A 16,816-nucleotide genomic window follows, 5' to 3' on the forward strand; every position below is an offset into this window, starting at 1 on the left:
AATCCCCCATCGCGCCGATCATCATCCGTGTGTATTATTTCCTGTAGCTTTTACAACAACTAACCTTAACTCAAATACTTAAGCGCCAAAGCGAAAGGCATCATGAGCACACCGATCAAACGGCTAGAAATCATTAAAAATGCCATTGAACTGGAAGATGACGACATCATCCAGAGCCAGCTGACACGCCTGAAAAATGAAGCGTTTGACGATGAGCTACAGGCAATCGTCGTGGCGCTTGAGGAGAAGAACTACACCTCTGCGATGGCGGCAATTACCGCCTGGCTGCAGGGCCAGCGCGCTGTGACCCAGTGGCGCGATCCGCAGGTGGCTGCCAGCAAGCTGGAGCTGAAAGCGCTGGAAGAGCGTCTGCGCGATCTGATTGATCGCCGCAACGCCCGGGTGCAGCAGCTCGATGAGTTCAACGATCTCTATTTCTCCCGTCTCGGCCCGCTGATGCAGCAGATCCTCGCCCTGCGTAAAACGCTGGCAGAGCTCAACCTGCGTCGTCAGCAGGCGGAAGCGCGTCGTCGCGAGGAAGATTACCGTCGCTGCCAGCGCTATATGGCGCAGGCGGTGGAGGTGCTGGCGACGCTCACCCAGCGCTGGCGCGATCTCCCGGCCGACTCCGTCCAGGCCGCTGAGGCGCGTAAGCATCTGGAGCAGCAAAGCAATCTGATTGCTAACCTGCTGGCCGAAGCGCTGGAGCTGGAGAGCGGCTTAACGCGCGAAGAGGAGCCTGCGCGTCGGGCGCGCGACGACGCTAACGAAGAGTACGAGAAGTATCGCGAGCAGCATCACGATGCCGAAGTGCGGCTGCGCAAGGGCAAGGATCTTTCGGAAGAGGATCGGAACGAGCTGAAACGCCTCTGGCGTCAGGCGAGCAAGCTCTGCCACCCTGACCTGGTGGCGGACGACCTGAAAGAGGAAGCTAACGCGATGATGGTCCAGCTCAACCAGGCGAAGCAGCGTGGCGACGTTAAAACCATTCGCTCACTGGTGGCCCGTCTGCAGCAGGGCTTTGAGCCGTTGATGGCAAGCGACAGGCTGAACGATCTGGAACGTATCCGCAAAAAAATGGCGCAGGTCCGCGAGCAGATCGACATTTTAGTGAACGAGCTGGCGGAGCTGGAGAAAGAGGAGTCCTGGCTGCTGGTCTCATCGCTCAACAATATGGAAGCGTACTTCGCTCAGCAGGAGAAAGCGCTGCACGAGGTCCGCGCCTCGCTCGAACATCAGGTGAACGAAGCGCAGCTGGATTCCGCCGCCTGACTATTTGGCGTGCCAGTATGCGCTGGCACGCACCAGTTGCTGGTCAATCGCGTCGGTTTCATACTGGCGGCTCAGCGTCTTCACCACCTTCCCTTCCCCGGTCAGCCAGATAAAGTAATCTTCCACCGGAACGGTCAGTGCCGCCAGATGGTCCGCTACCGCCTGCGCGTTGTGGCCTACAACCCAGGTAATGTTGAATTCGCTCAGGTGCGCCAGATAGTCCTTATAAGAGTCGTCCCCAACCGTCACTACCGCATGAACCTGCGGGCGAACCGGCAGTTTAGCAATGCTCTCTAAGCGTCGACGCAGCGCGGGCATGCCGGACTCGTCGCACACGTACAGCTGCCAGGCGTAATCCTCAGGCACCACCAGTGAACCGCGCGGGCCGCCGATGGTCAGTTTATCTCCCACCTTCGCCTGTACTGCCCATCCGCTGGCAATACCGCCGTCGTGAATGAAGAAATCGAGCACCAGCTCATGAGTTGCCTCATCGTACAGCGGCGTATAGTCGCGCGCCTGCGGCCGTACGCCGTCGCCCCACTCGATGCCTTCATCGGTAACCACCGGCGGCACAAACGTTGCCCCGGGCGCCGGGAAAAAGACTTTGGTATGGTCGTCGAAACCGCGGGAGCTAAAGCCCTCCAGCTGCTCGCCGCCTAAAACAATACGCTGGAAACCCGCGCTGGCGCGCTCAACGCGGAGCACCGTCAGCTCGCGAAAGCGCAGATCGTTACGAACACGCTGTGGGTAACGGGTAGATGCCATTTGTAGCCCCTTCTCTGGTGAATACGATATATCTAAATTAATTTTCAAATGATAATGATTACTAGTCAGTAAAAATGCAAGATCTTTTAGATTGCATCTGAATATATCTTAGATATAGTTTAGATATATCAAATTGAAGGACCTTTTATGCGACACGAACACGACAGCGGCGGGCGCCGACCGCGCTTTTTCGGCCACGGCGATCTGCGGCTGGTGATTCTGGATATCCTGACCCGCAGCGCGAGCCACGGCTATGAGCTGATCAAAGAGATCGAGAATCTGACTCAGGGGAACTACACCCCGAGCCCAGGAGTGATCTATCCGACCCTGGATTATCTTCAGGATCAGACTTTTATCACCATTACGGAAGAAGAGAGCGGTCGTAAGAAGATTGCGATTACCGCTGAAGGACAACGCTGGCTGGACGAAAACCGGGAACAGCTGGAACAGATCCAGGTGCGTATCAAAGCGCGTTCCGTCGGTTTTCAGCTGCGCAAAAACCCGCAGATGAAGCGGGCGCTGGATAACTTCAAAGCGGTGTTAGACCTGAAGGTGAATCAGGGAGAGCTCAGCGACGCGCAGCTTAAGCAGATTATCGGCGTAATCGACCGCGCGGCGCTCGAGATCTCCCAGCTGGACTAAGCCGGAGCGTGCTCGCTCACGCGGAAGACGCGTACCAGCTCCTTCAGGTGCATCGCCTGTTCGTTAAGCGATGCCGCCGCCGCGACGGACTCCTCCACCAGCGCGGAGTTTTGCTGGGTGGTGGCATCAATCAGGCCAATCGCGCTGTTGATCTGGGAGATCCCCTCCGTCTGCTCATGGCTGGCCTGGCGGATCTCGCGCAGGATCACATCCATCTCTTCTACGTTGCCTACCATCCCGTTGATCAGCGCGCTCGCTTTCTCGACCAGGTTCATCCCGTCCTGAGTCTGGCTGGTTGAGCTTTCAATCAGCTCGCGGATTTCGCTGGCAGACGACGCGCTCTTCTGGGCAAGCTGGCGAACTTCACCCGCTACCACCGCAAAACCACGACCGTGCTCGCCGGCGCGCGCCGCCTCCACCGCTGCGTTCAGCGCCAGAATGTTGGTCTGGAAAGCAATGGCGTCGATCAGGTCGATAATGTCGGACATTCGGTTCGACGTCTCGTTAATCAGGCGCATTTTGCTGGTCACCTGCTTCATCATCTCACCGTTGTTTTTGACCACCGTGGCGGCATCCGCCGAGAGGTTGGTTGCTTCCCCGGTATGCGAGGCGGTATTTTTCACCGTCGCGGTGATCTGCTCCATCGAGGCGGCGGTCTGTTCGACAGAACTTGCCTGCTCTTCCGTGCGCGCGGCCAGATCCTGGTTCCCGGCGACAATCTGCGCGGCTGCGCTGGAGATATTCTCCGAGCCGGTTTGCACCTGCTGCACAATGTCCAGCAGTCGCGTTTTCATCTCCATCAGCGCATGCAGCAGCAGACCCGTTTCGTCTTTGCCGTGTGGCGTGATGCTGCCCGTCAGGTCGCCCTCTGAAATGGCTTTCGCAAAATGCACCGCCTCGCCGAGCGGACGCGTGATAGCGCGCACGATAAACCAGCCAATCAGGCTGCCTGCCGCGACGCTAAAGAGCGTAAGCAGGATCAGCAGCAGACGGTTAGACCTGAAATCCCCTTCCACCTGCGCGCCGGCACTCTGCATCTCGCTGTTTTGAATGGTAATCAGCTCCTTCACCTTCGCTTTATAAGCCTGCTGCACGGCGAGGGTAGTGGTCATCATCTCCTGGATAGCGCCCGCACGATTGTTGTTCTGCACCGCCTGCAAAATGCGGTAGCGCGAGTCCAGATACTGCTGGCGCACGCTGCGGATTTCCGCCAGCACCTGCTGAGACTTTTGATCCTGCAGCGCGTTGTTCAGCTCGCCCAGGATCACCGTGATGTGCTCACTGATCTCCTTCAGGCGCTGCTGAGATTGCCCCGTGTAAGTGCCCTGCTCGTCCAGCAGCATCAGCTGTTGAGTGCTAATAAATTCCTGGAAGTTATCGATTAACTGGTTCGCTTTTACCGTGGTCGGATAATCACTGGTAATAATGGATTGCATCCCGTTATTAGCCCGGTTCAGGCTCAGCAGAGACAGGCTCGCGCTGATCGCCATCAGGACAATAAAGAATCCAAACGCCAGAAATAATTTCGTGCCGATCTTTACGTCATGTAAGAACATATTTTCTCCATCGATGTGATTATTTCTCAGACGATCGCTGTTATCGGTAACGATTTTGCTAACTTTATGAGTTTGATCGTTTTTTTATTTCATAACTCACTTAATGGATAGGTAGAGGCTATTAATATTGCTCCATTGATCGTTACCAGACCACCAGAAGTGGATTTTTCAAAATAGCGTTCTGGATAACTGACTTAGGCAGGGATAAATAACTGAGGCACTTTCTTTAGTTATTTAATGTTAAATTAACAATAAAATACATTAATAGTTACAACCAGAAAATAAAAAGCCGTTTATTCCTTACGAAATAAACGGCTTTTCCGGAACATTATTGACTCAATGGAGCACGGTCACCGCATCCTTAAGGCGTCCGGCGCGGTGCTTCACCATTGCAGAAATGTGGGCGCTCTCCTCGACCAGGTCGGCGTTTTTCTGCGTGATGCTGTCGAGTTCGGCCACCGCGCGCGTCAACTCTGACAGCCCGGTTGCCTGCTCGGAGGTCGCGTGGCTGATCTGGGCGATAAGCTGCGTCACGTTTTTCACCTGCACAACGATATCATCCATCGTGCGGCCTGCGGCGTGCACCTGCTCAGAGCCGGACTGCACCTTGCTGGCGCTGGCATCAATGAGTTTGCGAATATCATTCGCTGCGTTGGCGCTGCGGCTGGCAAGGTGGCGAACTTCGCCCGCGACCACGGCAAAACCTTTGCCCTGCTCCCCTGCCCTTGCTGCTTCAACCGCCGCGTTCAGCGCCAGAATATTGGTCTGGAAAGCGATATCGTTAATTAGAGAGGTAATCGAGCCAATTCGCTGCGTACTGTCGGCAATGTCGTCCATGGTTTTAACCACGGTCTGCATCGCGTTGCCCCCTTTCGTGGCCGCGCTGCTCGCGGCCACGGAGAGTTTATCCACCTCGGCGGCGGTTTCAGAGTTACTCTGAACGGACGCGGCCATCTGGTTCATTGTTGCGACGGTCTGCTGCACGTTCGCCACGGTCTGACGCGTACGATCGTTCAGGTCTTCATTTCCCTGCGCCAGCCTGTCGCTGCCGTCACGGACGCTCACCACCTGGCTCGACACGTCATTGATTAACCAGCGGCACATCAGGCCCAGCTGCCCGACCGCGCGCAGCGTCAGCCCCAGCTCGTCGCTGCGGCTCAGATGCTGCACGCTGTTGCGCTCACCGGTTGCGACCTTCAGGGCCTGTCGCGCCACATTCTCTACCGGGCGGACAATCTGTTGCTCAAACAGCAGTGTCCCCAGCAGCATCACTAGCCCGGCTGCGGCGAGCGGCATCCACCCGGCGGAGGTCGCGACCAGCGTGGCGGCGAGCACGGCAAAAAGCCCCGCCATCACGCTGCGCACGCGCCAGCGCAGCGGCATTGACGGCAGTTTGCCCAGCCAGCCCTTTCCAACCACCAGCCCCTTGTGCACACGTTTCTTACAGCTTCCGTCGTTCAGCGCCCGGTAGAGCGGCTCCACGGCGGCAATCTCTTCCGCTGTGGCTTTGGTGCGAATGGACATATAGCCCGTCACCTGCCCGCCGCGCACCATCGGCACCGCATTCGCACGCACCCAGTAGTGGTCGCCGTTTTTGCGCCGGTTTTTGACAATCCCGCTCCACGGCTCGCCCTGCTGCAGCGTGTACCACATATCGGCAAACGCGGCTTTTGGCATATCGGGGTGGCGCACCATATTGTGCGGCTGGCCCGTCAGCTCATCGAGCTGGTAGCCGCTCACCTTCACAAAGGTGTCGTTGGCGTGGGTAATGTAGCTGTGGAGGTCTGTGGTAGACATTAAGGTGGTGTCATCCTCCAGAGGATATTCATTCTGGGTGACATAAGTTGGAGAGGACATCGTGGGCATCCCTTGCAGGTTATTTGAATGTTAATTTTGTGGGTCAATGTTTTTTCGGCGGTAAACAATTTATCTTTAGTTGTGAAACTTGATGAAGATCGCAGATTTGACTTAAACCATACTTTTTGTACGATTTTATAATTCATTGATTTCAAATACTTTCGATAAGAAATTACCTGTAAAGCATGACCAGTTAATGCCCACTTAAGTAGCAGCGAATGCACTTCTTTAGTGCAATTGCGCTTTTTCGCCCTCATTTGTCCTCTCTGTCCTGGACCGCTAAATCCCGTTTCGGTTGCTTCGGCATGATTAAATATTGTGCAACATTATTTTAACCTGGCGTTTATCCCGATTTTCGTTAAGTCATCTGAAGTGGCGTAATCCCTGCAATACTTAAACCAGTATCATGTGATACGCGATCCCCGGGAGCACATTTTGAACAGGTTACCTTCCAGCGCCTCGGCTCTTGCCTGTACCGCGCACGCACTGAATCTCATTGAGAAGCAAACGCTCGATCATGAGGAGATGAAACAACTTAACCGAGAGGTCATCGATTACTTTAAAGAGCACGTCAATCCAGGTTTTCTGGAGTATCGCAAATCTGTTACCGCCGGCGGGGATTACGGAGCCGTAGAGTGGCAAGCGGGGAGTCTTAACACGCTTGTCGACACCCAGGGACAGGAGTTTATCGATTGCCTGGGTGGTTTTGGTATCTTCAACGTGGGGCACCGTAATCCAGTTGTGGTTTCCGCCGTACAGAATCAACTTGCGAAACAACCTCTCCATAGCCAGGAACTGCTCGACCCGCTTCGCGCCATGCTCGCGAAAACGCTGGCGGCCTTAACGCCCGGCAAACTGAAGTACAGCTTCTTTAGCAACAGCGGCACGGAATCGGTCGAAGCGGCGATTAAACTCGCCAAAGCGTACCAGTCGCCGCGCGGGAAATTCACCTTTATCGCCACCAGCGGCGCGTTCCACGGGAAATCCCTGGGCGCACTGTCTGCTACCGCCAAATCCACCTTCCGCAAACCGTTTATGCCGCTGCTGCCGGGCTTCCGCCACGTGCAGTTTGGCGACATCAACGCCATGCGCACCGTGCTGAGCGAATGCCGTAAAACCGGCGATGACGTGGCGGCAGTGATCCTGGAGCCGATTCAGGGTGAAGGCGGCGTGATCCTCCCTCCGCAGGGCTATCTGCCTGCCGTGCGTCAGCTGTGCGATGAGTTTGGCGCGCTGCTGATCCTCGACGAAGTCCAGACCGGGATGGGGCGCACCGGCAAGATGTTTGCCTGCGAGCATGAAAACGTTCAGCCGGACATCCTGTGCCTGGCGAAGGCGCTCGGTGGCGGCGTGATGCCGATTGGTGCGACGGTTGCGACTGAAGAGGTGTTCTCGGTGCTGTTCGACAACCCGTTCCTGCATACCACCACCTTTGGCGGTAACCCGCTGGCCTGTGCGGCCGCGCTGGCAACCATCAACGTGCTGCTGGAGCAAAACCTGCCCGCGCAGGCGGAGCAGAAAGGCGACATGCTGCTGGACGGTTTCCGTCAGTTAGGCCGGGAGTATCCGGACCTGGTGCAGGACGCGCGTGGGAAAGGAATGCTGATGGCGATTGAGTTTGTCGATAACGAAACCGGCTATAGCTTCGCGAGCGAGATGTTCCGCCAGCGGGTACTGGTCGCCGGAACGCTCAACAACTCGAAAACCATCCGCATTGAACCGCCGCTGACGCTGACGATTGAGCAGTGTGAGCAGGTGCTTAAAGCGGCGCGTAAAGCGCTGGCAGCGCTGCGAATAAGTGTGGATGCGTAATGAATATTTCCCCTCTACCGAGGGGAAATATTTTACCTGAATCGACAGTCTTCGTTTCCTGCTATCTATATTCCTGTCAACGCGTAATAATGCGGGAAAAAATGCAACCTTTAGGCTACATTGTAAAAATAAACCTCTGATGTTTAACATCAGCGTTTACATCCATAAAAATCAATCTTTCCAGACAAAAATCATAATGTTGCATAAGATTAGCGCTCAAATTATAATGCTTATATTCATCTATGAGGGCGTTTAGGCGATGGAGTACCTACTTGACGGTATTGTGCATTATAATAATGACTTACGCACTTTAACCGATAATAAACATACAGTTGAGCTATCACTGGCCACTTCGCGATTATTAAATGCACTCATTGATGCAAATAACAGGCAAATAAGTCGTACTGAACTACTTGAAAAAGTGTGGGAAGAGCATGGACTGGTTGCATCAGATAATAATTTAAACCGAAACATATCGCTATTGCGGAAAGCATTTCTTGAATTTTCACTTGAAGACAAAATCGAAACAATACCGAAGCAAGGTTTTGTACTTCACTGTAAATGCACTCCTGTTAATCCTATCAGCAGCAATACTCGCGAAAAACTAAAGAATATATACTCTTCGAACAAAAGTTTTCACATCAGCACAATAATTTTAACATTCCTGATCCTGTCTACATTCGGTACATTTTATTTAAACCACGCAAACAATAGCAATTTGCACAAATATAAATCCGTGGGATTATGCGATGTTTTTAGTGATGTAAATGTAATAAAACAAGAAAATATCGACGCATTTTTTAACACAACGCTAGGTCAGAAAATCGCCATACAGTGCACCAAAAAAACCAGCATAATATATTTTGATGACAACAGAGCCCCTTTAAAAAGCAAGGTATACTCCACTCACATTGCCGTATGCGGCAAAGTAAATACAGGGAAAGGTCATGAATGCGAAAACTACGTCAATATTAACAATAATTAATATTGTCCTTAGTCTGCTGTTACTCCCATTGCTTGTGGTGGGCATACACAAGCTTGTTGGCATTTATAGCTACTTACCTATGAACTGTATGTCAACCGTACATATCAACCGTGCAGATGAGAAAAATGCCCGGGAAGGCATAAACGGCAATATCAAAATAGTTTTTCATATTACAAATGAAGGTCTCGTAACGGTGAGTGAGTACGGCACCTTGAATTATCTTGGTAAAGAGTACCTTGTCGATCGCACTGGGAATATGATGATGGACAAAGATGTTCAAAACGGCTTCCATAAAGTTACAAAAGGTAAATTTGTTTCCAATCTTCAGCATAATGCGCCTTCTGAGTTGACTGAAAAACTCACCTCAAGCCAACCTGTTTTGCATTACAAGATAGATAAGCTTGGCACCGAAACCTGGCGAATAAGCGATTTACAGCGTTCTATATTTATTTGCCGCAAATGAGTCAGCTGCGTAAGTACATAGCACGTTATAATAATATTACAAATGCATTATCGATGTACTAATTGTTAAAGCAAGAGCGCTTTCTACGTTTACTCTTTAACAAAAGACAAACTATAGAGCAAACAAATAAACCATATATTCATCTATACATGAGCACCCACTTACAGAATTAAAGAATAAAAACCTTATTAAACCTGACTAAATGTGATTTAATTCTACTTCATCTGCTTTTCACACCATCTCCCCTGCACTTCTTTTATTTTGGCATTTATTATTTTGTATTTACTGCTCACCTCTTAAAAGAATTGCCTCGATTTTTTTAGAAAGTACTATTTAGCGAACGTTAGATGATGATGCTTATACCTGATAAGCATAGAAATCTATTTCATTAAACATCAGTAACCGCAATAAATGACGCAACTAAAACGAGGGGTGAAACATGGTTATTTATCTATTATACGCATTATGTATCGCCCTGATTACAGAGGCGGTGTTAATAGCCTTTATAGATAAAGATCTTTTTGAATTCATAATAAACGCATCAGATCTATCAAAGGCCTATAAGCGTCTTTACTCGGTAATTATGTAACAAGGTTATCATATTGCATATGAGATAAGAGGAAGATATGCGTGTTCTAATATTAGATCCTAACATTGTACATCAGCATTTTTTGAAAACACAAATTGAGGAAGCAGGCATATTAACTGATGTGTCTTCAAGCATTAAGGAAGTGGAGCTATTTATGTTTTCAAATAAAGCTGAATTGCTAATTATGTCATGCGAGACTCTTTCAACGACCGAGTTACAGGCGATTCGTAAGTGGCGACGCGAAGGACGTAATATCCGCATTATGATCCTAAACAGCAGTAACGATATTGAACACAAAGTGAAAGCGCTTGAAAGCGGTGCGGATGATTATGTAGTAAGAACATGTCATATTGAAGAAATTATCATTAGAATTTGGGTTTTGGTACGCAGAAATTACCTTACCCCTTCCAAACGTATTTCTGCTGGTAATTTAGAACTCGACTTGAACAGTAAAATACTTTTCATTAATAAAGAAAAAATTAGGCTAACTGGTTTTGAATTCGAGATTATGAAACTTTTGATGAAGAACAAAGGTCAGGCCTTGAGCAAACGTAAAATAATGAAACATCTGTATCACGACTGGATTGGGAAAGAAAACAATACTGTCGAGGTTCTTATTGGTCGCTTAAGAAAGAAGCTTGCACCTTATAACAGCGGACAAATCCGACATCAGCGAGAAGAAGGTTATTACTACGATCTAAATGGCGCCATCTGAATAGGTGTCAGACACTGTGCTGTCTTTTATGACATAAACGTTAGCTTCATTTAGGAACGGTATATTAACAGCCTCTAAGCTTTCATTTCATCAATTACAGCTTCATTTTTAAGAAAACTTTATGAGCAAAACTGCGAACAATACGCTATCGCTTTGGTCTTTAACGACCCTTGTTGTTGGAGCAATGATCGGGGCGGGTATATTTTCATTACCTGCGACATTCGGACGCGCAACCGGTGGGCTGGGCGCAATGATTGCCTGGGTGATAGCTGGCGGCGGTATGCTGATGCTGGCATTCGTATTTCAGAACCTTGCGGAAAGGAAACCTGAACTCAATGCTGGCGTTTTCAGCTATGCCAAGGCCGGTTTTGGCGAATATCCCGGCTTCATTTCCGCCCTGGGCTTTTGGGCTGGTACATGTATCGGTAACGTATCCTATTTTATTTTAATTAAATCCACATTAGGCGCCTTTTTCCCTTCATTTGGTGAAGGGAACACCTGGCTTGCGATCGCCGTATCATCGATTGTTTTATGGTCATTCCATCTCCTTGTTTTACGGGGCATTAAAGAAGCTGCTTTCATTAATACCCTGGCGACGTGTGCCAAAATTATCCCTATTTTTGTGTTTATCGCCATCCTGATAATGGCGTTCAAAAAAGATATGTTTATGCTTAATTTCTGGGGCGGAGCCGCCGGAGAGCCTCCTCTCCTCAGATCGGTCTTTTCCCAGGTCAGAAGCACCATGCTGGTGACTGTATTTGTATTCCTTGGGATCGAAGGCGCAAGTATTTACTCACGTTATGCGACTAACAGAAAAGACGTCGGCCTGGCCACCGTATTCGGTTTCATCGGGGTTCTGTGCTTATTGATGTTAGTCACCATGCTTTCTTATGGCGTTATGCCTCAAGCCGAACTGGGAGCTTTACGGCAACCCTCTATGGCCGGCGTCCTCGAAAGCATAGTGGGTCGCTGGGGTGTGATTTTCATCAGCGTGGGGTTAATTATCTCTGTACTCGGGGCATATCTTTCCTGGTCATTACTTGCCGCAGAGGTAATTTATTCTGCAGCATTAAAAAAGAGTATGCCTTCGGTGTTTGCCCGTGAGAACCGTTGGTTTGTTCCTTCTTCAGCCGTATGGTTGACCAATATTGCCATACAGCTTTTTTTAATCATCACCTTTTTCAGCGACTATGCATTCCAGTTAGCGCTTGAACTTACCAGCGCAATGACGCTGATCCCCTACCTCCTGGTTGCAGCTTATAGCCTGAAGCTGGTGATTACACGTGAAACATATGAGCATTCTTCTAAAGGATATTATAAAGATCTGGTGATCTCGTTAATTGCCACCCTCTATGCATCCTTGATGATTTATGCCGGAGGATTAACTTATGTTCTGCTCTCCGCTGTCATTTATGCTCCCGGCACGCTTCTTTATTACATAGCCAAGCGTGAGCAAGGCAAAAAAATATTCTCTGGAACTGAGAAAACATTATTTACCGTCATCGCACTGGCTGCTGTGGCCTGTATTTATGGAATTGTAACTGGAAGTATTACCATTTAATTAATCCCTTAAGGAGTCTATATGCAAGAGGTACCATTCGGTGTTCACTCTGAGGTCGGCCAATTACGCAAAGTAATGGTGTGCGCCCCTGGGTTAGCGCATAGCCGTCTTACACCAGGCAATTGCGACAGACTTTTATTTGATGATGTCATGTGGGTAGAGCGTGCCCGGCACGATCACCTCGACTTTATTAATAAAATGCGTGGATGTGGTGTTGAAGTTGTAGAAATGCATGATCTGCTCGCAGAAACGCTGGCTAACCGCCAGGCCCGAAACTGGCTTACAGAACAGCAGATCACTGCCGATGAAATCCCATTAGGTTTACTTAATGAAACACGTTCGTTCCTGGATTCGTTGTCAGCAAATCATCTGGCAGAGTTTATGATTGGTGGGCTTTCAACAAATGATTTGCTGAATAGACGGAGGGGAGATAAAGAAGAGCTTGAACTCGTCGGAAGAGCGACAGGGCTTCGTGAATACTTACTTCCGCCGTTACCCAATACGCTTTATACGCGAGATACAACCAGCTGGATTTACAACGGGGTTACGCTTAATCCACTTTACTGGCAGGCGCGTCGTGAAGAAACGCTACTGACTACCGCTATTTATAAGTTCCATCCTGATTTCACCCGTCAGACGATTAATACATGGTGGGGGGATCCGACACGTTATCACGGTTCAGCCACCCTCGAGGGCGGTGATGTTATGCCTATCGGCAATAAGGCCGTTTTAATTGGCATGAGCGAACGTACGTCATATCAAGCGATTGCACAGCTCGCATCAGCCCTGTTTTCAAACCCGCTTAGCGATGTCGAGCGCGTAATCATTGCAGCGATGCCGAAACTCCGAGCGGCGATGCATCTGGATACGGTATTCACATTTTGTGACCGGGATTTAGTGACGCTCTATCCAGCCATTGTTGATCAAATCGAAGTCTTTGCACTGATAAAAGACGATTCCCCCGGCGGGATGCGTCTGGAGCATTATTCAGAACCGTTAACTGACGTGGTTGCCGGAGCACTTAATTTAGGAAAACTTAGGGTTGTTGAAACTGAAGGTAATGTTTACGACACCGAACGTCAGCAATGGGATAGCGGTAATAATGTGGTCGCCATGTCTCCCGGAGTCGTTATCGCCTATGACCGTAATACGAAAACAAACGATCGTTTGCGTAAAGAAGGCGTTGAGGTCATCGAAATCGTTGGTAGTGAATTAGGCCGTGGACGCGGCGGCGGCCACTGTATGACTTGTCCATTAATTCGTGATGCTGTTGATTATTAATAAGGAATAAAGATGTTTAAACGCTGTGTTTTTATTTTCGTCGGATTGTTTACATTGGTTGGCTGTGCGGAAAAGCCCGTAGGTTCTGCCAATCATGCGAGTGCTGCGCTTTCCGGTCAGGTTATGGCGCTTTCACATGGCACAATAACAGGAGTCAGAAATATTACCATCCAAAGCGACACTGGAAACAGCGCTGCCGGTACGGTCGGGGGGGCTTTGATTGGCGGTGCTGCTGGTAATGCTATTGGCGGCGGAAGCGGCCGTCTGTTAGCGACAGCGGGTGGTACCGTTGCGGGTGCGATGGCAGGACAGTCAATACAACGTGGAATGGCGCGAAATAATGCTGTGGAACTCTTTATTCGTCCTGATAATGGTCCAGAATTCGTCACAGTACAGCCAGCCCGTGAAGGAGAATTTGTCGTAGGGCAACGTGTGAATATCACCTCCCATCGCGGTCAGGTAACTATTTCTCCAGCTCGCTAAATCACTTTATCAGACCTGCCACAACAGGATTAATGTACTTTAACTCAGCATGAATATATTTTGCGGCAGGTTTTTTTAGGTTTTTATCAATATCTTATCAATCTTTTTTACCTCATGACCATGTATAATTTTTAAAGGGCACATCATGACCACTCATTTATTGCAATTCTGGAATATGGCAGCAACTGTTTTTTCATTATTCTTTTTCGTTGCTTATTTGTTTGTTATTTTCCAGATAGTTACTGATTTATTTCGTGATAATACATTGAATGGCTTTTTTAAGTCATTATGGATAATACTTTTGCTTTTCATTCCCCTAATCACCTCAATTTTTTATCTCATTCTGAGAGGAAAAGGAATGGCAAAAAGACAACGTGCTTACCGACTGGATACCAATGCTGCAACTTTATGTAAATCACCAGCGGAGCAAATATGGGATGCAAAAAAACTGCTGGAGCAAGGAGTTATTAATCAAGAGGAATTCGAAACCCTTAAGAAAAAAGCCATTAATTAAATTGAACTGGCTAAGGGGAGTAAAAATCTGCCTTAGTCAGTTGTTTTTAGTCAATTAACCATCTCTAAAGCAGCTAACACCTATTTCAAAGGTTTATTAAATAGCTCAGCTTAACCATCATTTAAACAATTAGTTTTTACTTAACCATATCAACTGGAGCGTTCGCGATGAAAAGCGCCTCACCCTGGAAACATTATAAGGAAAAAATCTATTTTATTGGCGGGATTTATCATTTATTTTTGATAACTTGCTCAGTTGCACTATGGTGTGGGCTGCTTTTTTTTGCCTCGCGAGCGTATAGCCAGACTCATTTAAATGATAATGCAGCGAACTGGAGAAGCAAAATCGTTTCCGACATCACGCTAACGTGGACAGATTATGACAGTCACGATATCTATCTTCCTTTTATTAGCTGGCATAACCGTTTCATGTACGATAAAGAAAAAACAGACCGCTATAACGAAATGCCCTGGGGCGCTGGGGTTGGTATTTCTCGTCACCATAGCGAGGGCAACTGGAGTGCAATCTATGGGATGGTATTTAAAGACTCACATAATGAATGGCAACCGGTGACAGGTTATGCATGGGAGAAGGGATGGTATCCAGACCAACAAAAAGAGTTCAGGTTTGGGTTAGGGGTTACCGCCGGGATAACGGCGCGTAAAGATATGGGTAACTATATCCCTTTGCCTATGGTATTCCCGCTTTTTTCGGTAAGTTATAAAAAAGTGAATTTTCAGTTCACCTATATTCCAGGCACGTATAATAATGGAAATGTACTTTTCGGATGGTTACGCTATAACCTGTAAATGCGTACTCACAGGTGCTAATTGAGAGGGATTCACGTTTCTGAAGGTGGAAAATGCAATAACTCACCGCGAGCCTATCGCTCGCGGTGAGTCTTTTTTAGAATTTAAGTGAGGCCCCCAGGTAAGCGCCATCAAGCAAAGTGTGATTCGGTGTGCTGGATTTACCATGGACGCTAATATGACGGTAACCTGCTTTGAGTTTCACTGAATCTTGTACCTGCCAGGCCAATCCTGTATCAACCTCAACATAATTTTCTACGGCATTGTTCAGGCCGCGCGGCGCCGTGTAACCTTCACCGTATGCATAAAGTTCATTGCTAAAATGCAGACGTAAGCCGCCACCAATAGGTGCCGCAAACCCGTTATCGCCTTTTTTAGGCGCCAGATAGATGGCTTTGGCGCCAGCGTAAAGATCGGCTTTCCCCAAAGATACCTGATAGCCCAGGCCAACACCGCCTGAATTACGGCCATCATTATAGTTATTCGCCCAGTTCGCAGTATAAAAAATGCCGGTCTGCTCTGGCGCTATCAGTGCATTTAACTCCGTATGCTGTGTACCTAACTGGGCACCAATTTCAGCAGCATTAGCGCTGACAGAAAGAGTTGAAAGAATTGCCACTACCGTAAGTGTTTTTTTAAACATCAATTATCACCTAATCTACATTAAAAAATGGAAGTCAGAGCCTTTCTCAGGGGCCTACTGGTGACTTACTTTAGGTGAAGATGTTATATGAAGTTCAAACAAAGAAGAGATACCAATCTGCTGGGTTGCCATTCATCAATAACCTTTTGGTCTTGGGTGTACTCTATAAAAATGAAGTACGTTTAGAATCCATCTATCTTCCCAGAATAGAATACGTCCTTATTTTCAATGAAACCAGAGAGGGAAGCATGTTTCCGGCAGAGAATATCCAACGCCAAAAAAATCCAAGCTTTATCCGATATCTTTTTCTGTTCAATCTGTTATTACTGCCACTATTCATGGTTGTGGCACGCACATTGTGGGGACAAGATTTATTTTCAGTATCACCAACTGGAGTCTTATTCTGGCCCGGAGCCGTCACGCACGTTTTGCTGCTGGGTGGGGTTTGGTTGTTTTTAGATGTCCTGTTTATGATTTGGTTTTATATTAGCAACAAAAAAAGCTGAGGGGAGGAAATCATGCTACTATTTATCTCATGGCTTTTTGCATTAATTGGCAGTGAATTACTTTTGTTGCAGATAAATTCTGCAAGCATTATCATACCTGTTTTATATTTATCTATGGGAGTAATGTACTTATATCAAAAAAACAAAATAAGAAATATGGTATGGCTAGATGAAAACTTAAAAAAAAGACGCACACTCAATTTAAAAGTGTTATTTTTAGCCGCACTTCTTATTATGTTATCAATAGTCGCCCATATCAATTTCGCCATTAACTCATTACTGATTGTACAATGGATAAAAGCATAAATGATGCAACGCCAAACACTGTAATATGCACCCAAAGTTAACCATGCTGTCTCTTAA

General features: G+C 48.3%; 17 protein-coding genes. 13 read left to right on the forward strand and 4 right to left on the reverse strand.

Annotated features, from left to right (window positions below; translation table 11 throughout):
- The first annotated feature begins 102 nt into the window (after nucleotides 1-102).
- The gene (locus tag L370_RS18180) at nucleotides 103-1,272 is read left to right on the forward strand and encodes a coiled-coil domain-containing protein (protein ID WP_023333502.1); all 1,170 of its coding nucleotides are present in this window, start codon (nucleotides 103-105) and stop codon (nucleotides 1,270-1,272) included.
- On the opposite strand, the gene L370_RS18175 is transcribed toward L370_RS18180, so the two are convergent.
- Nucleotides 1,273-2,037 (reverse strand): siderophore-interacting protein, encoded by a 765-nt coding sequence (locus L370_RS18175; protein ID WP_023333503.1) that lies wholly within the window; start codon nucleotides 2,035-2,037, stop codon nucleotides 1,273-1,275.
- A gap of 147 nt (nucleotides 2,038-2,184) precedes the next feature.
- Here L370_RS18175 and L370_RS18170 point away from each other — a divergent pair, with 147 nt between their 5' ends.
- The gene (locus tag L370_RS18170) at nucleotides 2,185-2,679 is read left to right on the forward strand and encodes a PadR family transcriptional regulator (protein WP_023333504.1); all 495 of its coding nucleotides are present in this window, start codon (nucleotides 2,185-2,187) and stop codon (nucleotides 2,677-2,679) included.
- On the opposite strand, the gene L370_RS18165 is transcribed toward L370_RS18170, so the two are convergent.
- Both L370_RS18165 and L370_RS18160 read right to left on the reverse strand, forming a co-directional pair.
- Nucleotides 2,676-4,235, reverse strand: coding sequence for a methyl-accepting chemotaxis protein (locus tag L370_RS18165; RefSeq protein ID WP_023333505.1), 1,560 nt, complete (start codon nucleotides 4,233-4,235; stop codon nucleotides 2,676-2,678). The genes L370_RS18170 and L370_RS18165 overlap by 4 nt on opposite strands.
- Nucleotides 4,236-4,571: 336 nt before the next feature.
- Complete coding sequence (locus L370_RS18160; protein ID WP_023333506.1) at nucleotides 4,572-6,092, reverse strand: methyl-accepting chemotaxis protein; 1,521 nt, start codon at nucleotides 6,090-6,092, stop codon at nucleotides 4,572-4,574.
- Between the two features lie 435 nt (nucleotides 6,093-6,527).
- Between L370_RS18160 and ygjG the strand changes: the two genes are divergently transcribed.
- The 9 genes from ygjG (at nucleotide 6,528) to pagP (ending at nucleotide 15,304) form a co-directional block, all read left to right on the forward strand.
- Nucleotides 6,528-7,904 carry a putrescine aminotransferase gene (ygjG, locus tag L370_RS18155; RefSeq protein ID WP_023333507.1) on the forward strand — a complete coding sequence of 459 codons (1,377 nt, stop codon included), beginning with the start codon at nucleotides 6,528-6,530 and terminating at the stop codon, nucleotides 7,902-7,904.
- Between the two features lie 259 nt (nucleotides 7,905-8,163).
- Nucleotides 8,164-8,889, forward strand: a complete 726-nt coding sequence (locus L370_RS22505) for a winged helix-turn-helix domain-containing protein (RefSeq protein WP_023333508.1) — start codon at nucleotides 8,164-8,166, stop codon at nucleotides 8,887-8,889.
- Nucleotides 8,852-9,352 (forward strand): hypothetical protein, encoded by a 501-nt coding sequence (locus L370_RS18150; RefSeq protein WP_023333509.1) that lies wholly within the window; start codon nucleotides 8,852-8,854, stop codon nucleotides 9,350-9,352. Before L370_RS22505 ends, L370_RS18150 begins: the two co-directional genes overlap by 38 nt.
- 626 nt (nucleotides 9,353-9,978) lie before the next feature.
- Nucleotides 9,979-10,656 (forward strand): winged helix-turn-helix domain-containing protein, encoded by a 678-nt coding sequence (locus tag L370_RS18145; protein WP_023333511.1) that lies wholly within the window; start codon nucleotides 9,979-9,981, stop codon nucleotides 10,654-10,656.
- Nucleotides 10,657-10,777: 121 nt separating this feature from the next.
- A complete protein-coding gene (locus L370_RS18140; protein WP_023333512.1) occupies nucleotides 10,778-12,217 on the forward strand; it encodes a basic amino acid/polyamine antiporter in 1,440 nt (479 codons plus the stop codon).
- Nucleotides 12,218-12,238: 21 nt separating this feature from the next.
- On the forward strand, nucleotides 12,239-13,498 hold the full coding sequence (locus L370_RS18135) for an arginine deiminase (protein WP_023333513.1): 1,260 nt from the start codon (nucleotides 12,239-12,241) through the stop codon (nucleotides 13,496-13,498).
- 12 nt (nucleotides 13,499-13,510) lie between these two features.
- The gene (locus L370_RS18130; RefSeq protein WP_023333514.1) at nucleotides 13,511-13,981 is read left to right on the forward strand and encodes an outer membrane lipoprotein; all 471 of its coding nucleotides are present in this window, start codon (nucleotides 13,511-13,513) and stop codon (nucleotides 13,979-13,981) included.
- Between the two features lie 145 nt (nucleotides 13,982-14,126).
- Nucleotides 14,127-14,495 (forward strand): SHOCT domain-containing protein, encoded by a 369-nt coding sequence (locus L370_RS0121760; protein WP_032666544.1) that lies wholly within the window; start codon nucleotides 14,127-14,129, stop codon nucleotides 14,493-14,495.
- Nucleotides 14,496-14,662: 167 nt separating this feature from the next.
- Nucleotides 14,663-15,304 (forward strand): lipid IV(A) palmitoyltransferase PagP, encoded by a 642-nt coding sequence (pagP, locus tag L370_RS18125; RefSeq protein WP_023333515.1) that lies wholly within the window; start codon nucleotides 14,663-14,665, stop codon nucleotides 15,302-15,304.
- A gap of 97 nt (nucleotides 15,305-15,401) precedes the next feature.
- On the opposite strand, the gene L370_RS18120 is transcribed toward pagP, so the two are convergent.
- On the reverse strand, nucleotides 15,402-15,947 hold the full coding sequence (locus tag L370_RS18120) for a YfaZ family outer membrane protein (RefSeq protein WP_023333516.1): 546 nt from the start codon (nucleotides 15,945-15,947) through the stop codon (nucleotides 15,402-15,404).
- A gap of 80 nt (nucleotides 15,948-16,027) precedes the next feature.
- Here L370_RS18120 and L370_RS0121765 point away from each other — a divergent pair, with 80 nt between their 5' ends.
- Both L370_RS0121765 and L370_RS18115 read left to right on the forward strand, forming a co-directional pair.
- Entirely contained in the window at nucleotides 16,028-16,453 is a 426-nt protein-coding gene (locus L370_RS0121765; RefSeq protein ID WP_032666545.1) for a hypothetical protein, read from the forward strand.
- A 12-nt stretch (nucleotides 16,454-16,465) separates the two neighbouring features.
- Nucleotides 16,466-16,759, forward strand: a complete 294-nt coding sequence (locus L370_RS18115) for a hypothetical protein (protein WP_023333518.1) — start codon at nucleotides 16,466-16,468, stop codon at nucleotides 16,757-16,759.
- Nucleotides 16,760-16,816: the final 57 nt, after the last annotated feature.

The sequence above is a fragment of the Enterobacter sp. MGH 24 genome (genome assembly GCF_000493015.1).
GTDB lineage: Bacteria > Pseudomonadota > Gammaproteobacteria > Enterobacterales > Enterobacteriaceae > Enterobacter.

Excerpts from the sequence above, each read along its gene's own strand:
- L370_RS18180 (WP_023333502.1), top strand. The coding sequence starts at position 103 with ATGAGCACACCGATCAAACGGCTAGAAATCATTAAAAATGCCATTGAA.
- L370_RS18175 (WP_023333503.1), bottom strand. The coding sequence starts at position 2,037 with ATGGCATCTACCCGTTACCCACAGCGTGTTCGTAACGATCTGCGCTTT.
- L370_RS18170 (WP_023333504.1), top strand. The coding sequence starts at position 2,185 with ATGCGACACGAACACGACAGCGGCGGGCGCCGACCGCGCTTTTTCGGC.
- L370_RS18165 (WP_023333505.1), bottom strand. The coding sequence starts at position 4,235 with ATGTTCTTACATGACGTAAAGATCGGCACGAAATTATTTCTGGCGTTT.
- L370_RS18160 (WP_023333506.1), bottom strand. The coding sequence starts at position 6,092 with ATGTCCTCTCCAACTTATGTCACCCAGAATGAATATCCTCTGGAGGAT.
- L370_RS22505 (WP_023333508.1), top strand. The coding sequence starts at position 8,164 with ATGGAGTACCTACTTGACGGTATTGTGCATTATAATAATGACTTACGC.
- L370_RS18150 (WP_023333509.1), top strand. The coding sequence starts at position 8,852 with ATGAATGCGAAAACTACGTCAATATTAACAATAATTAATATTGTCCTT.
- L370_RS18145 (WP_023333511.1), top strand. The coding sequence starts at position 9,979 with ATGCGTGTTCTAATATTAGATCCTAACATTGTACATCAGCATTTTTTG.
- L370_RS18140 (WP_023333512.1), top strand. The coding sequence starts at position 10,778 with ATGAGCAAAACTGCGAACAATACGCTATCGCTTTGGTCTTTAACGACC.
- L370_RS18135 (WP_023333513.1), top strand. The coding sequence starts at position 12,239 with ATGCAAGAGGTACCATTCGGTGTTCACTCTGAGGTCGGCCAATTACGC.
- L370_RS18130 (WP_023333514.1), top strand. The coding sequence starts at position 13,511 with ATGTTTAAACGCTGTGTTTTTATTTTCGTCGGATTGTTTACATTGGTT.
- L370_RS0121760 (WP_032666544.1), top strand. The coding sequence starts at position 14,127 with ATGACCACTCATTTATTGCAATTCTGGAATATGGCAGCAACTGTTTTT.
- pagP (WP_023333515.1), top strand. The coding sequence starts at position 14,663 with ATGAAAAGCGCCTCACCCTGGAAACATTATAAGGAAAAAATCTATTTT.
- L370_RS18120 (WP_023333516.1), bottom strand. The coding sequence starts at position 15,947 with ATGTTTAAAAAAACACTTACGGTAGTGGCAATTCTTTCAACTCTTTCT.
- L370_RS0121765 (WP_032666545.1), top strand. The coding sequence starts at position 16,028 with ATGTTATATGAAGTTCAAACAAAGAAGAGATACCAATCTGCTGGGTTG.
- L370_RS18115 (WP_023333518.1), top strand. The coding sequence starts at position 16,466 with ATGCTACTATTTATCTCATGGCTTTTTGCATTAATTGGCAGTGAATTA.